Source organism: Actinomadura spongiicola (genome assembly GCF_003432485.1).
GTDB classification, from domain to species: Bacteria; Actinomycetota; Actinomycetes; order Streptosporangiales; family Streptosporangiaceae; genus Spirillospora; species Spirillospora spongiicola.
This window is the reverse complement of the sequence record NZ_QVNQ01000008.1, coordinates 398,623-412,005: the sequence shown is the minus strand read 5'-3', so window position 1 is coordinate 412,005 and position 13,383 is coordinate 398,623. Positions and strand designations below refer to the sequence as shown.

Genomic DNA, 13,383 nt, shown 5'->3' with positions numbered 1-13,383 from the left:
TCGTGGCTGAGCGGCTGCCGCCGCCTGCATCGCCGCTACGAACGCAAGCCCGAGCACTTCCTGGCCTTCGTCGGCATCGCCGCCACCCTCATCTGTCACCGCCGACTCGCCAAATGAGATGACGTCTAAGCCGGGGAGTTGACGACCTCGTCGCGCAGCCGCCGTCTGACCACCTTGCCGAGGACGTTGCGGGGCAGCTCCGTCCGCGGACGGAACTCCGCGGGCACCTTGTAGTGGGACAGATAACGTTCGCAGTGCCGTCGCAGCTCGTCCGCCGAGAACGGGTAGGCGGGGTGTTCCACCACGTGCGCGATGACGCGTTCTCCCCGCCGGACGTCCGGCACGCCCACCACGGCGCAGTCATGGACGGCGGGATGGCGCCGCAGAACCCGCTCCACCTCGGTCGGGAACACGCTGAACCCGCTGACCTTGATGATGTCCCTGCGGCGTTCCAGGATGGTGATGAAACCGTCCTCGTCCATCACCGCGATGTCACCCGTCCGCAGCCACCCCTTCGACAGGGACTGGGCGGTGGCGAGCGGCGCGTTCCAATAACCGGCGAACACCTGCGGCCCCCGCACGACCAGTTCCCCCGGCTCCCCGGGTGGCAGGACCCTCTTCGGCGTGTCCTCATCGACGATGACGACGTCGGTCATGGGCAGCGGGAGGCCCACGGTCAGGTTCCGGGCCCCGCCGCCGAGCGGGTTGGCGGTGACCCCCGGGGACGCCTCCGTGAGCCCGTACCCGTTGATCAGGCCCTTGACGCCGAGCCGTCCCAGCCGGTCGATCGTGCCCCGCCCGAGGTCCGAGGCGCCCGACACCAGGATGCGCAGCGACCTCAGGTCGGACGGCGCCAGCCGCGGGTCGTCCAGCAGCTCCTCGAACAGCGTCGGCACGCCGGGGAAGATGGTCGGCCGGTGCCTGCGGATCGCGCGCAGCACCCGGTCGGCGTCGAAACGGGGGAGCAGCACCACGGCACCGGCCGTCATCATCGGCGAGACGAGACAGCTCATCAGCCCGAACGAGTGGAACAGCGGCAGCACCGCCAGCGTCACGTCCGCGCCGGGACGCCCCTCGCGGTCCCACGCGTGCTGCTGGCTGGCGTTCGCGACGAGGTTCCGGTGCGTGAGCATCGCGCCCTTCGGGCGCCCCTCCGTCCCGCCGGTGTACTGGATGGCCGCGAGATGCCGCGACGGCTCCAACTCCAACTGCCGCACCGGCCGCCGCGGCGCCCGCTGCATCTCGCCGAACCGGACGACGCCCGGATCGTCCGGCACCTCCACGACGAACGCCGCGCGCCGCCGCCGGGCCCGCGCCGACGGCAGCCGCAGCGCGAGCCGCCGGCGCACCGGCAGGAAGTCGGCCAGCGACGTCACGATGACGTGTTCGAGCCGCACCCGCGAACGGACCGCGCTGACCGTCGCGTAGGAACGATCCAGCACAACGGCGACGCGGGCACCGCAGTCCGCGAGCTGGTGGAGCATCTCCTCCTCGGTGTACAGCGGGTTGTGCTGCACCGCGACGGCGCCGCGGCGCAGCACTCCGTAGAACGCGATCACCTGCTGCGGGCAGTTCGGCAGGATCAGCGCCACCCGGTCACCCGGTTGGACGCCGAGACGGCGCAGCCCGTCGGCGAACCGGTCCACGGCCGAACGCAGCCGCCGGTAACGGATCCGACGGTCGAAGAAGATGAGCGCGGGCCGGCGCGGATGACTGTCCGCGGCGTCGTCGAGCAGCCGCGTTACGGGAACGTCCGGGATGGTCAGCTCCTGGGGAACGCCCGGCTGATACCACCGCCGCCACGGGGCGGACCGTTGTGACGCATGCCACATGGGAGACGATTCAACCATCCGCGGGGCGTCCGCGTCCCCGCTTCGCGATCTCTACGACACCGTGTACGGCGTCTTCTCCCGCGCGTCGTGCAGGACGCCCGCCCACCACGCCAACTGGTCGAGAAGCGTCTTCGCGGCTGCGTCGGCACCGTCCGCGTCGAGCAGATTCCCGTCCTCGTCCAGGCGTGACCAGTGCCGATCGAAGCCGACCTGGTCCCGCACGGGAACGGAGTGGGTCTCGACGAACACCTGCCTGAGGTGCTCGACCGCCCGCAGCCCGCCCATACCGCCGTACGAGACGAACCCGACCGGCTTGGCGCGCCACTCCTCCGAATGCCAGTCGACGAGGTGCTTGATGGACGCCGGGTAGCTGTGGTTGTACTCGGGCGTCACGACGACGAACGCGTCCGCGTCGTCCAACCTCCGTGCCAGGCCCGCCATCGCGGACGACCGACCGGACTCCTCCGGCCCCGCCGGCAACGCGGCGGGCAGAGTCACGTCGACGAGGTCGACGACATCCACGTCGAACGACCCGTGGCGGCGCGCGCACTCCGCGAACCAGTTCGCGAAGTGCGGACCGTACCGGCCGTTCCGAACGCTCCCGACGATGACGACAAGGTTCAGTGCCAATTCATGTTCTCCTTCGTGGATATGTGCCCTCCACGCTGGCCGACCTGACGTCTCCGAGGGAGACCGCGCTCAGACGGGCACTGACAGGGCCACGATCCGCCGCCCGCCCCTTGGTACGTTGCGGACGTGAGTGACAACGAGCTGGGCGGTTTCCTGCGCGCCTGCCGGGAGGCCGTCACCCCCTCGCAAGTGGGGCTGCCCGAAGGGAGCCGTCGCCGCACACCCGGGCTGCGCCGGTCGGAACTCGCCACCCTCGCCGGGCTCAGCGTCGAGTACCTCGCCCGCCTGGAACAGGGCCGCGACCGTCACCCGTCAGCCGCCGTCCTCGGCGCGATCGCCGACGCGTTGCGGCTGGCGCCGGAAGAACGCGTCCACCTGCGCATCCTGTCCAAGTTCGTGGACGGCGAGTGCTGCCTGAGCGAACCGGCCGACTCGGTGCGTCCCACCGTCCGGACCCTCCTCGAACGGTTAGAGCCCACACCCGCGATCCTGGTCAACAGACTCGGCGAAATCCTCGCCTGGACGGACGCCTACGAACGTCTCGCCGCCCCGGTCGGACTCCTGGACGGCACCCCACCGAACCTCGTCCGCTACACCTTCACCCACCCGCTGGCCAGGTCCGTCTACCCCGACTGGGACCACGTCGCCGACGAACGCGTCGCGGGCCTGCGCGCCGCCTTCCCGGGCGGTGACCCGCACCTCTCCAGGTTCGTCGACGAACTGACCGTCACAGCGGGCGCACCGTTCACCGAGCGCGGCAGAGCCCCACTGCGACTACCGCGCCGCACCGGCGTGGAACGTTTCGTCCACCCCGACGTGGGCGAACTTCGGCTTGCGTACGAAACGCTCGAACTCCCCGTAGGCGACGGCCAGGCGCTCATCGCCTACCTCCCCGCCGACGACGCCACGTCCACCGCACTGGACCGCCTGCGCCCCACCACCCTGCGCGCCGTCTCGGGCCTCCGCTAGCTCAAATACGCCCGGTACCCCGGCAAACATTGCACTTCTCGCCGGTGGCGGTGCTCGTCCCCGTCCCGTTACACCCGGGACACGCCCGCGTAGCCGGCTTGTTGTGCTTCCCCACGTCACCACCCCCACCCCTCATCCTAATGGGCCGATCTCCACCCGCCCGACATCTTCGACTCCACCCGAGGATCTCCACCGCCCCGGTCTCGGTGATCTCCAGACCACGGTGGTACTCGCCTCCCCGCTGAGAAAGGAAAGCCAGGAGCCAATCAGGGAGCCAACGAGAATCCGGTCAAGACGTCCCAGATCGACTGTGCCGGCCTGCCCCCCGGCCTCCCTTCCTTGTTTCCGCAGGTGAGTGGCTCCCAGGCCGGCTCCCCGAGACTCAGGCGGACGAGGGCCGGATAAGGCTCGCTCAGGCCCTCCTTAACGCGGGCGCGAGGACGAATCTTGTCGCGTCGCAGGTGGGAAAGTGTGCCTCGTCTGTTTTCAGGTCTCAGGGAGCCATATCGGGAGCCATTGCACCTACGCGGACTTTGTCTTGCGGGTGAAGATGTCGTTCATGTGTTCAGCGCCGTCGCGGATCTCGGGCTTGAGTTGGTGACGGTAGACGGTCTCGGTGATCTTTGTGCTGGAGTGCCCGACGAGGATGCTGATCTTCTCCATGGGCACGTCGTGGTCACTCATGATCGAGACGAACGTGTGTCGCAGTTCGCGCGGGCACCACTCGGCGGGGTTCAGCTTGGCCGCCTTGATCAGCATCCTGAACCGGTGCCGGACGTGCTGGCGGGTGTAGGGGCGGCCGTCATCGTGGCAGAACACGAGGTCGTTGTCTTGGTACTCGTCACCGGCCCTGAGTTTCTCGGCTGCCTGCCGCTTCTTGTACGCCCGTAGAGCGTCCACGGCCATGTCCGCGATGCCGAGGCCGCGTCGACTCAGGCTCGTCTTGGTCTCGCCCCTGTGCCGGTCGGCGCGCAAGACGTAGACGGTTGCCTTCTTGAGATCGACGTCGCTCCATTTGAGGGTGCGGAGTTCTTCCGTGCGGAGCCCTGAGACGATCGCCAGGACGACGTAGGCGCCGAACCGCTGTGTCGGCTTGCTGGCCTCTGCGAGTAGCGCCGTCGCCTGTTCCAAGCTGAGAGAGCGCGATTTACGGCCAGGTTTGCCGTCGGGGGTGTCGACCAGTTCGGCGACGTTCCGGCCGACGCGGTCATGGCGGGCCGCTCTGCGGATCGACCTCTTGAGGACGCTGTGAACGAGCCCCAGAGAGGACGAGGTGAGGTGCGGTGCCCTGCCGTTAAGCCAGGTCTCGACCGCGTCAGCGGTCAGATTCTTGAGGCGTATCCTCCCGATGAACGGGATGAGCTGATGAGCTGCCAGCGAGCGGTAGACGTCGACGGAGGCCGGGGCCTTGCCTGACTTGGCATACGCCGTGAGCCAGTCTTGCACCGCGTCGCGGACAAGGTAGTTCCGGTCCGTCTTGACGCTCTTGTCCAGCTCTTCGGCGAGCTTCCTGAGCTTGTCCTTGACCTCGGTCTTGGTCTTGCCCTTCCTCTTCGGGCGATTGCGCTTGCCGTTGGGATGGAAGCCGAGCGAGATGGCGCCGGTCCAGCCGCCGTCTTCTTCGTAGATCGACGCCGTGTATTTGCCGATCATGATTTCTGCCAAGGGATCCCCTCCTTGGGTAGGTGAGGTCGTTCTTGACCGGTCGTGATGCACCTGCGTCCGTCTGGCGACGTGCGTGAGCGGCACCCCCGATCGAGAGAAGCGGAGGCGCCACGGCGAAATTCGCCGTGCGGACGCTGGCGTAGATCGAGTTGTCAAGAACCAGGAGCCCCAGGGCCTTCCGTGCGGGCGGCGTGCCCTGGGCTTACGCACGACTCTAACTCAAGACGTCCCTAGACGTCCCTACCTCTGGCCGGTGTTCTCTTCCAGGGAGGCGACAAACTCCGCGAGGTGCCGGTCGGTGATGCGGCGCAGCTTGCCGATCTTGATGCTGTGGAGTTGGCCAGTGCGGACCAGGAAGTAGACCTTGTCTCGTCCGATGTTGAGGATCTCGGCTACTTGCTCGACGGTGTACGCCTGCACGGACACCACCTCCTCTCGCCCGGCTTGATCCCGGGTCATGTGGTGGGGGTTGGCGATCATCTCCTTGGTTACGGTGAGTGCTCGTCTCCGTCTCGTCTCACGGATGTCTTCACTGCCCTTACGTGCAGGCGCGCACGTGAGACGAGATGGTGAGACGATTACGGGGCGTGTTCGGACGCCTTGTAGCGGCCTCGCGTGACCTGGACCGCGCGGCCTGTCTTCACCAGTTCGGAGAGGCGCCGGTAGAGGGTGGGGCGGCTCATTTGCGTGATCAGTAGAAGGTGAGCGATCGGAAGTCCCTCGTCCGGCGCGCCGTCCAGGGCTTCCCGAAGGGCAGTCTCGGCCGTGTCGTCAAGGGTGGGCGTCTCTGCGACGGCCGGCACGGAGACGGGTGTCATGCGCGCCTCGTTCAGTGCACGACGGAAGATCTTGTCCAGGGCCGGGCGGACGGGAGCGTGCCGTTCGGCCGTCTGCGCCACGGTGTCATCGGTGAGCAGGTAGGCGCGGCCTCGCCGAGGTGTGTCATGTTCGGGTGCGGACAGCAGGAACTTGCCGGGCGCGTTGAGGGTGTGGGCGTGCCATCCGGCGCTGAGCATCCCTTGCCCGAGGATGAGATCGACGTCCTTGCGTTCCCGAACGCGGAAGCTCACACGCACGTCCATCTGAGATCGGACGGCGCCCTTCCCCATTGCTTTCTGGGTGGGCCGCTGAGTGGCCGCGATCAGCGTCACGGCCACGGCGCGCCCCCGCCGGGCGATCGAGTCGGTGTCGTCGGCAGCGTCCGGAGCGTCGTCGGCCAGTTCGGCGTACTCGTCCACGATGATGACGAGGGCCGGGCGTTGGGGCGTCGGCTCCCACACGCGCAACCCACCCCCGGCGAGCCATTCGGCGCGCGCCTCAAGAATGGTCACGGCGTCGCTCAGCATGGCGCGCGCTTGCTCCGGTGTGGTGGCGAGCCGATCGATACATGACGCCCACGGCTGGAGTTCCATGCCGCGCTTGAGATCGATTGCCCACACCACCACGTCACGGCACGCGCTGAGATTGCCCATGAGGACGTTGATCCCGCCGCTCTTGCCCGAACCGGCAACGCCCCCGATGAGTCCGTGACGGCGCAGCAGCAGGACACGGGCGCCGGTGGCGTCTTCGAACGGGCCGAGGTCGATCGGTTCGGTAATGGACGAGACGGACGGTCCAGGCCACGGAATGGCGTCGGCGTGGGGGTCGGTGTCGAGTACCCGGAGTTCGAACCGGTTGGCTTTGTCGTCGCGTGTCGGCGAGACGCGCACCGCGCCCCGGTAGGTCCCAAGGGCCGACTCGATCGCGGGAACCTTCCCGATGACGTCCTGGATCGTCTGGCCGCGTGCCAGGGCGAACCGTGCGCGCCATCCCCACACGTCCACCACCGCCGACTGTGCTCGCGAACCGGCGAGTCCGACCGTTTGCGCGATTTCGGGCCATGCGGCTATCTGCCGGTCTACGCGCACTTTGGCGCGTCTTCTGCGATGCACCCACCAGGGAACGGCGAGCACGAATCCGCCACCGGCGAGGAGGAGGGGAAGCGGCCGGCACGTGACGCCTACTGCGGTAGCGGCAGCCACCCACCCACCGGCACCCATAGCGATGGACGCGGCATAAAGCCGCTCGATCCGCAGCGCCAGCCCGACCCGGTCACCGAACATGGCGAGCACCGACGCAGCCACCGTCGCGACACCCGCCAGCCACAGCCACCAATCCGGGTGCGTCCGGTGCAGAATCGCGCCACCCAGGGCGAGCAAGGCCACCACGTAGATTGGTGCAAGCTCGGATCGATAACGCCACAATGCCCGCGCGACGAGCACAGCGGCGATGTCTGGGGACTGGTCGTCACGGTCGATGATCACCATGGGTTGAAGCCCATTGCGGTGCATCTTCTGCGCGTGCCGCCGCATCTGCCGTGTGCGATTCACGCGCGCCCCCACGTCTCCGGGGGCAGATGTCCCTGCGCGCGCAGCTCGTCCCGGAGGTAGTAGAGCGGATCTGGTTCGGCGTCACGTTCGGCGTTGAGGGTGGCGCGTCCCGCAGCCATCAGGTTCGCGCGGTCTTGCCGCACCTTGGCCAGTTCGGACGCAAGCCGGTTGATCTCGGCGACCAGCGCGGGGACGTCGACGAGGGCGCCGTTGAGGCGAAGCCACAGATTCTCAACTGACGGCATCGCGGCGGACAGATGGGAGACGATCTCCCGCGCGGCGAGATTGCGTGCGCGCACTTGCTGAACATCGACTTTGACGCGCGGCGGTATATCAGGCACCAGGGCATCCCTCCCTTCGGTCAGGGCTGAGAGACGGACTGGACGAGCACGGACACCAGTTGCCGGATCTCCGGTGCGGCACTGGTCGCGGCCAGGAAGAACCCGAACAGCAGACACACGGCGATGTGCCAACCGCGCAGTCCCATGTACCGCCACGCGACCCACACCACGACGCCGAGGATCACCACCAGCGGAACCGAGACGTTCACGCCCTCACCTCCTCACAGCCACAGATCCGGGTACCGCGAACCGCGCCCCCGCCGCAGCCACCGGGCGCGGGCGCGGCACTTACGGCACCGTCGGTTACCGGGCTCCACACGCGCGCCACAGGCGCACGAGTGGCCGGTGATGACGCGAGGCATGCGCTGCATGCTCACCGCCCCACCGAGACGCGGTCCGGCGTGTCGTCGCACGTCCGGGTGCTGAGCATGCGTCGGGACGCCGTAGCAGCGCGGGACGACTCGGCGCGCCCCCGCATCACCCGGCGCTCGTCGACATGGATACCGATGACGAGCACGGCGAAGATGCCGCAGACGGAACCGGCGAGGAACACGGCGAGGATCGATGCCAGGACGAGAATCATGTGCGATCCCTCCTCTCGTAAGGCCCGTATCCACGGGGAGCCGGGCGGTTGGTGTCTCACGAGAAAGAGATTGCGCCTGACCTCGGGGACGAGATCACTACATGACTGGACGTGTTCATGACGTCCTCATAGGGTTGACCGCGTCCTAGGACGTCCCGGATCTCGGACAGGTGCATGCCGAACGAACGCCTACGCGCCACTCTGCTTGAGCAGGGCCTGACTATCGCCTCGCTCGCCGAGTCGATCGACGTAGATCCAAAGACGGTAGAACGCTGGATCACCAAAGATCGCACTCCGTACCGACGGCACCGCTACGCAGTGGCTTCACGCCTGGGCGTCGATGAGACGTTCCTTTGGCCGAACGCCCTCTCCAACGAGCAAGTCACGGCTGCGTCCACCAGCGAACTAGTGACGATCTATCCACACCGGACGTCCGTCCCAAGGGACATCTGGGGACGTCTCTTTGCGTCTGCCGAGGAAGAGATCGGCGTCCTGGTCTACTCCGGCCTCTTCCTCTCCGAAGACGCCGGCATCCAACGTACGTTTGCCGAGAAGGCCAAAGCTGGCGTTCGTGTCCGCATCCTCCTAGGCGACCCAGACAGCCCTCAAGTAGCCGAACGTGGCACAGACGAGGGCGTAGACGACGCCATGGCCGCGAAAATCCGCAACGCCCTCGTCCTCTACAAGAACCTGCGCAAACAACACGACGTGGAATTCCGGTTCCACCGAACAATCCTCTACAACTCCATCTACCGCGCGGACGACCAGCTCCTCGTCAACACCCACGTCTACGGAGTCCCGGCCCCACACGCCCCCGTCTGGCACCTACGCCGCATAGCTGGCGCAGAGCTGGTCAACACCTACCTAGAGAGCTTCGAACGCGTCTGGGAAGGCGCCACACCCATACCGGGGGACTGACACATGGGCCGCAGAATCGACTACTACGACGACCCCAACGCCCCCAAGGCCAACAGCCTCGTCCCGTCCGTCAACGTCGTCGTAGAAAACGACAAGGGCGAGATCCTAATAATCCGCCGCACCGACAACGACAACTGGGCCCTACCAGGCGGTGCCATAGACCTAGGCGAATCCGTGACCCAAGCCGCAATCCGCGAAACTAAAGAAGAAACCGGCATCGACGTAGAAATTGCTGACCTAGTAGGCATCTACAGCGACCCCAAACACGTAATCCACTACACCAGCAACAATGAAGTCCGCCAAGAGTTCACGATCTTGCTTTCAGCACGTTTGGTCGGCGGAGAGCTCAGGGCGAGCGATGAGTCATCGGCCGTTTCCTGGTTCTCAAAAAAGGAGTGGCAAGAGCTCGAAATGGATCAGTCAATGCGAAGAAGGATTCGCCAATATTTGCAAGGTGGCTTGTCTCCGATTATCGCATGATAGGCGGACGTGAGCAGCTACTGAGACGTACTCGGAAGGATTGACGTGAAGGCTTCTCGCTCGCTGCTCGACAGCCTGAATCTTGCTTCAAGCTTCGTGAGTGTTGTAAGCAACACCCTCGACCACTTTCCGCCGCTGGTGATTGATCAATGCCTTTCCGAGTCTCAAGGTGTGATGACAAAGTTTGTTGAGACTTCCTTTATGGCTGGCCGCACCGTAAATGGCGAGATAATGACTATGCCTCGCAAAGGGTTTGGTCTGCGACCCATTGTTATCGTCGCCCCGGTTGATCGAATCATCTACACGGCGCTTGTTCGGACGATAGCAGACGACTTGCCTGAGCCATCTCGTGGGGACGGAAAATATCTTAGGCACAAGTCTTTTGGCCTTGATGGCGCACATGCTTATGTAGTTGACCTGGACATCGCCTCATGTTACGAGTACATCGAGCATGATGTGTTGCAAGAAGAGCTTCTTATTCGCTCAATGAATCTACAAGTCACCGAAGGTGTGATCCGTTATCTAGGAGAGCTTGCCGGGCGCGCCCGTGGCCTTCCTCAACTTCAAGAGCCAAGCGACAGACTGGCCGACGCCTACCTGAGTAGGCTGGACCGCCGGTTGTCGCGTGATGGAAATGCTGTTTCTCGCTATGCAGACGATATAAGGGTTTGCGCTAGTGACTGGGGGCATGCAAATCAGATAGTCGAGGATGCTGCAGAATACGCTCGCGAAATCGGTCTTATCCTCTCCTCCCAGAAGACAGCGATTTATAAGACAGGTACGCTCATCGAACGCCAACAGGGCGAGGCTAAATCTCTAAATGACCGTTTTCTTGATACCAAGCGCTCCATGACTAAAATTATCAACGTAGCAGTTGGGGGTGGGGGCTATGACCGGCAAGAATGGCGGCAAGAAGAAGTGGAGCCAGAGGCAATGGAGGCCATTTATGCTACATTTCTGGGAGTAATTCAGGAGTGGCTGCGAAGCGCAAAAACTCAACCTCCGAACAAATCGGATGAGGGTCCTAGTCAGTCACTACTGCCTGCGGCGCTCGGCATTCTTGGTACCAGCAATGAGCGTCTTTCCGATGACATTTTGAACGATATAGTGTTTCACAACCCGCAGCGTATGGAACAAGTTTGTGCTTACGTATCGGATAGGGCCATAAACTTTCAGGAGGATTCATGGCAGACTGTCCAGTCTTTAATTGGTATAGAGCGTCAGAGTCCATGGGCAAAACTTTGGCTCCTCCATGCCATTGAGCAGGTGTGGAATGCCATCGGCGGTACACCTGATCCGGTCCGTGAATGGGTTCGTCGACGACTTTTCGACCGTCACGAGGTTGTTAGAGCCCAAGCAGCTTGGGTGCGGGCCTTGGATGACGCCCTTACAACTGGTGAAGTTATGGAGCTGTACCGTAGAGCGTCTCTGATGACGCAGCCCGCAATTTGTGCAGCAGCTACGCTGCAATCCGGAATATCAAGGGATGTTTATGGCTCCATTGTTAATGACAACTCTCTGAACTGGGAAGCGTCGAAATGGTCCGAGGTTGCAGAGTGAATGTGGAAGGTCTTACCCCTTCTGGTGAAGGTTGCATCCGGCGCCTTGCCGGGGTATCACAGAGGGCAGTTGCCGCAGATGAATCACTAATACCTTGGACAATCACGTCAAGTGTGACTCTAGTTGAGGAACACGTTAGCCGTATTATAAACTTGCTCATATCCCTGAGTAACGTGACTTCCACGGCTATTGGTGCTACTTTTTATTCGGAAGTTGCTGGCGATATTGATCGTTCATGGAAGAATCGTTTCAGTTGGCTGAAAAGAGGCTTTGGAATTGAGTTGTCTGGGGACAGGCAAACTCAAAAGTTTTTGACCGTAGTAGATGCCAGAAACGCAGTAGTTCATGGGGCTGGCAGCCTTACAGGCCAACAAACTCGCGATATTAGAAAAATGATTCAGATTCGAAAGCAAATTGGCGACATATTGGAGGTTGAGTTTATTGGAAACCAGTTAAAGGCGGGTGGTCACACGCGTGATATAGCAATCGCGATTTGTTGTGAATTTGTTGTGCATCTGGACATGGTCGCTGTAGCAAGATTTCCTGATCTAAGGCTTGGTAGCGAAGACTTGAGTTGAGAGGGTATGACATATGCTCACGCATTTATCGCTTGACTACTGATAGGTCCCTTGTTGTTTCCTCTACTGCTTGTATCAAGAAATCCGCTGCTCGGTTGATTGCGTTCGTTACCTTATGGCCTTCGCCATAGCGCATTGTTATCTCGGTGAGTCGTTCTTGCACTGACAAAATGTGACCTTCTGGACTGGTTGTCATGTCGCAATATGTCAGGCGGTCGTACAATTTGGGGGGCCGGTAGCCGAATTCTTTCGATAGATCTGCGAAGAGCTTGCGGTCTTGAGCCTCGATTAGGGCGCAGGAATGGTGTGCGATTAGTCGGCACAGGTGGTCGTCGGCGTGGTGAGTGTCGCGTAGGTAGCGGGCGCCGTCTAGGGGGTGGAAGCCGGTGTCTATGAGGTCGGGGGCGTAGCCGATGTCGTGGAGCCAGGCGGCGGCTTCTAGGAGGTCGGCTTGGTCGCCGAGGATGGGGGCGAGGGTGCGGGCTTGGCGGGCTACGCCTTGGGTGTGGGCCCAGCGGCGGGGGAGTGGGGTTTCTAGGTGTTTGCGGGCGAGGTCGCGTGCCCATGCTGCGGTGTTCTTCATGGTGTTGACGCTACGAGGGTGAGTGAGGACGTCCACGGGCGTGTGTGGATCATCTGGGGACGTCTTGGCGGACGTAGCGTCCTTTGCCGTGGACGCAGGTGACGAGGCCGGCGGTTTCGAGGGTGATGAGGGCTGTTCGGGCTGTGGAGCGGGATACGCCGTGGCGTTGGGCAAGTTGAGCCTCGCTGGGTAGGGCGTCGCCGGGTTGGAAGTGTCCGGTCTCGATTTGGTGGCGTAGGTTCGCGGCGATTTGTTCGGAACGGGTGCGTGGTTGGGCTGTCGGGTCGTGGACGAAGCGGCCTACGCCGGTGCGGACGGTGATGAGTCCTTCGGCTTGGAGGGTGGACAGGGCCCGCCGCACGGTGTTGCGGGCTACGCCGAACTCGGCGCAGAGGGCGGCCTCGCCCGGTAGGCGGGTGCCAGGGGCGTAGGTGCCGTCTGTGAGGCGTTGGCGTAGGTCGCTGGTGATTTGGGCGTAGGCGCCCCATGCCGTGCGGCGGACCATGTCAGGGCTGGTCGTCTCTGAGGGGGTCGAACGCCGCGGAGACCCAGGGTGTGAGGAGGATGCTGAGCTTGTACGTGGCGAGGGTGACTCGCTTGCAGGGTGTTAGCCACAGGCCGGTGCTGGACTGGTACCACCACTCGCCGTTGCCCAGCGTCACGGAGATGCTCTCGCCGATCGCTGGGGCGTCCCATGAGTACACGCGCAACATGGGCCTGTGCCCGCCGGTACGGAATTCGGCCGCCCAGCCGGTGCGGCGGACACTGAAGGCGAGGCGGGTGAGGTGCCAGCGTCCTCGCCATGGGCCGCTGTAGGTGGGCAGAGGCGGCGCGGGCGGTGCATCCGGGGGATTAAGCACCGACCGCGCCACCTC

16 protein-coding genes and 1 pseudogene are annotated in these 13,383 nt (G+C 63.8%); 6 read left to right on the top strand and 11 right to left on the bottom strand.

Features of this window, described 5'->3' with window-relative positions; translation table 11 throughout:
* Positions 1-117: pseudogene (locus tag D0T12_RS26065) on the top strand (IS5/IS1182 family transposase); the annotation flags it as partial.
* An 8-nt stretch (positions 118-125) separates the two neighbouring features.
* Here the strand turns inward: D0T12_RS26065 and D0T12_RS26060 are convergent.
* Positions 126-1,832 carry an AMP-binding protein gene (locus tag D0T12_RS26060; RefSeq protein WP_117402439.1) on the bottom strand — a complete coding sequence of 569 codons (1,707 nt, stop codon included), beginning with the start codon at positions 1,830-1,832 and terminating at the stop codon, positions 126-128.
* 51 nt (positions 1,833-1,883) lie between these two features.
* Positions 1,884-2,462: an NADPH-dependent FMN reductase gene (locus D0T12_RS26055; RefSeq protein ID WP_117402437.1), complete on the bottom strand. Its 579-nt coding sequence runs from the start codon at positions 2,460-2,462 to the stop codon at positions 1,884-1,886.
* A gap of 126 nt (positions 2,463-2,588) precedes the next feature.
* Here D0T12_RS26055 and D0T12_RS26050 point away from each other — a divergent pair, with 126 nt between their 5' ends.
* Positions 2,589-3,431, top strand: coding sequence for a helix-turn-helix domain-containing protein (locus D0T12_RS26050; protein WP_117402435.1), 843 nt, complete (start codon positions 2,589-2,591; stop codon positions 3,429-3,431).
* A 522-nt stretch (positions 3,432-3,953) separates the two neighbouring features.
* On the opposite strand, the gene D0T12_RS26045 is transcribed toward D0T12_RS26050, so the two are convergent.
* The 6 genes from D0T12_RS26045 to D0T12_RS26020 form a co-directional block, all read right to left on the bottom strand.
* On the bottom strand, positions 3,954-5,096 hold the full coding sequence (locus tag D0T12_RS26045) for a tyrosine-type recombinase/integrase (protein ID WP_147339645.1): 1,143 nt from the start codon (positions 5,094-5,096) through the stop codon (positions 3,954-3,956).
* Positions 5,097-5,336: 240 nt separating this feature from the next.
* Positions 5,337-5,576, bottom strand: a complete 240-nt coding sequence (locus D0T12_RS26040) for a helix-turn-helix domain-containing protein (RefSeq protein WP_199487699.1) — start codon at positions 5,574-5,576, stop codon at positions 5,337-5,339.
* Between the two features lie 98 nt (positions 5,577-5,674).
* A complete protein-coding gene (locus tag D0T12_RS26035) occupies positions 5,675-7,402 on the bottom strand; it encodes an FtsK/SpoIIIE domain-containing protein (protein WP_233526290.1) in 1,728 nt (575 codons plus the stop codon).
* 59 nt (positions 7,403-7,461) lie between these two features.
* Positions 7,462-7,764: a hypothetical protein gene (locus tag D0T12_RS26030; protein ID WP_117402431.1), complete on the bottom strand. Its 303-nt coding sequence runs from the start codon at positions 7,762-7,764 to the stop codon at positions 7,462-7,464.
* Between the two features lie 62 nt (positions 7,765-7,826).
* A complete protein-coding gene (locus tag D0T12_RS26025) occupies positions 7,827-8,015 on the bottom strand; it encodes a hypothetical protein (protein WP_117402430.1) in 189 nt (62 codons plus the stop codon).
* Positions 8,016-8,179: 164 nt separating this feature from the next.
* Entirely contained in the window at positions 8,180-8,389 is a 210-nt protein-coding gene (locus D0T12_RS26020; protein WP_117402429.1) for a hypothetical protein, read from the bottom strand.
* Positions 8,390-8,563: 174 nt separating this feature from the next.
* On the opposite strand from D0T12_RS26020, the gene D0T12_RS26015 reads away from it, so the two are divergent.
* The 4 genes from D0T12_RS26015 (at position 8,564) to D0T12_RS34990 (ending at position 11,925) form a co-directional block, all read left to right on the top strand.
* Entirely contained in the window at positions 8,564-9,307 is a 744-nt protein-coding gene (locus tag D0T12_RS26015; protein WP_117402428.1) for an XRE family transcriptional regulator, read from the top strand.
* 3 nt (positions 9,308-9,310) lie between these two features.
* Positions 9,311-9,787: an NUDIX domain-containing protein gene (locus D0T12_RS26010; protein ID WP_117402427.1), complete on the top strand. Its 477-nt coding sequence runs from the start codon at positions 9,311-9,313 to the stop codon at positions 9,785-9,787.
* Positions 9,788-9,832: 45 nt separating this feature from the next.
* A complete protein-coding gene (locus tag D0T12_RS26005) occupies positions 9,833-11,347 on the top strand; it encodes an RNA-directed DNA polymerase (RefSeq protein WP_147339643.1) in 1,515 nt (504 codons plus the stop codon).
* A 173-nt stretch (positions 11,348-11,520) separates the two neighbouring features.
* A complete protein-coding gene (locus tag D0T12_RS34990; RefSeq protein ID WP_147339641.1) occupies positions 11,521-11,925 on the top strand; it encodes a hypothetical protein in 405 nt (134 codons plus the stop codon).
* A 25-nt stretch (positions 11,926-11,950) separates the two neighbouring features.
* On the opposite strand, the gene D0T12_RS26000 is transcribed toward D0T12_RS34990, so the two are convergent.
* The 3 genes from D0T12_RS26000 to D0T12_RS34985 are packed head-to-tail and all read right to left on the bottom strand — an operon-like array spanning position 11,951 to position 13,368.
* The gene (locus tag D0T12_RS26000; RefSeq protein WP_117402523.1) at positions 11,951-12,508 is read right to left on the bottom strand and encodes an HD domain-containing protein; all 558 of its coding nucleotides are present in this window, start codon (positions 12,506-12,508) and stop codon (positions 11,951-11,953) included.
* A 49-nt stretch (positions 12,509-12,557) separates the two neighbouring features.
* Positions 12,558-13,013 (bottom strand): GntR family transcriptional regulator, encoded by a 456-nt coding sequence (locus D0T12_RS25995; protein ID WP_117402425.1) that lies wholly within the window; start codon positions 13,011-13,013, stop codon positions 12,558-12,560.
* A gap of 1 nt (position 13,014) precedes the next feature.
* A complete protein-coding gene (locus D0T12_RS34985; RefSeq protein ID WP_147339639.1) occupies positions 13,015-13,368 on the bottom strand; it encodes a hypothetical protein in 354 nt (117 codons plus the stop codon).
* Between the last annotated feature and the right edge of the window lie 15 nt (positions 13,369-13,383).

Excerpts from the sequence above, each read along its gene's own strand:
- D0T12_RS26060 (WP_117402439.1), bottom strand. The coding sequence starts at position 1,832 with ATGTGGCATGCGTCACAACGGTCCGCCCCGTGGCGGCGGTGGTATCAG.
- D0T12_RS26010 (WP_117402427.1), top strand. The coding sequence starts at position 9,311 with ATGGGCCGCAGAATCGACTACTACGACGACCCCAACGCCCCCAAGGCC.
- D0T12_RS26015 (WP_117402428.1), top strand. The coding sequence starts at position 8,564 with ATGCCGAACGAACGCCTACGCGCCACTCTGCTTGAGCAGGGCCTGACT.
- D0T12_RS26000 (WP_117402523.1), bottom strand. The coding sequence starts at position 12,508 with ATGAAGAACACCGCAGCATGGGCACGCGACCTCGCCCGCAAACACCTA.
- D0T12_RS25995 (WP_117402425.1), bottom strand. The coding sequence starts at position 13,013 with ATGGTCCGCCGCACGGCATGGGGCGCCTACGCCCAAATCACCAGCGAC.
- D0T12_RS26035 (WP_233526290.1), bottom strand. The coding sequence starts at position 7,402 with ATGGTGATCATCGACCGTGACGACCAGTCCCCAGACATCGCCGCTGTG.
- D0T12_RS26040 (WP_199487699.1), bottom strand. The coding sequence starts at position 5,576 with ATGATCGCCAACCCCCACCACATGACCCGGGATCAAGCCGGGCGAGAG.
- D0T12_RS26020 (WP_117402429.1), bottom strand. The coding sequence starts at position 8,389 with ATGATTCTCGTCCTGGCATCGATCCTCGCCGTGTTCCTCGCCGGTTCC.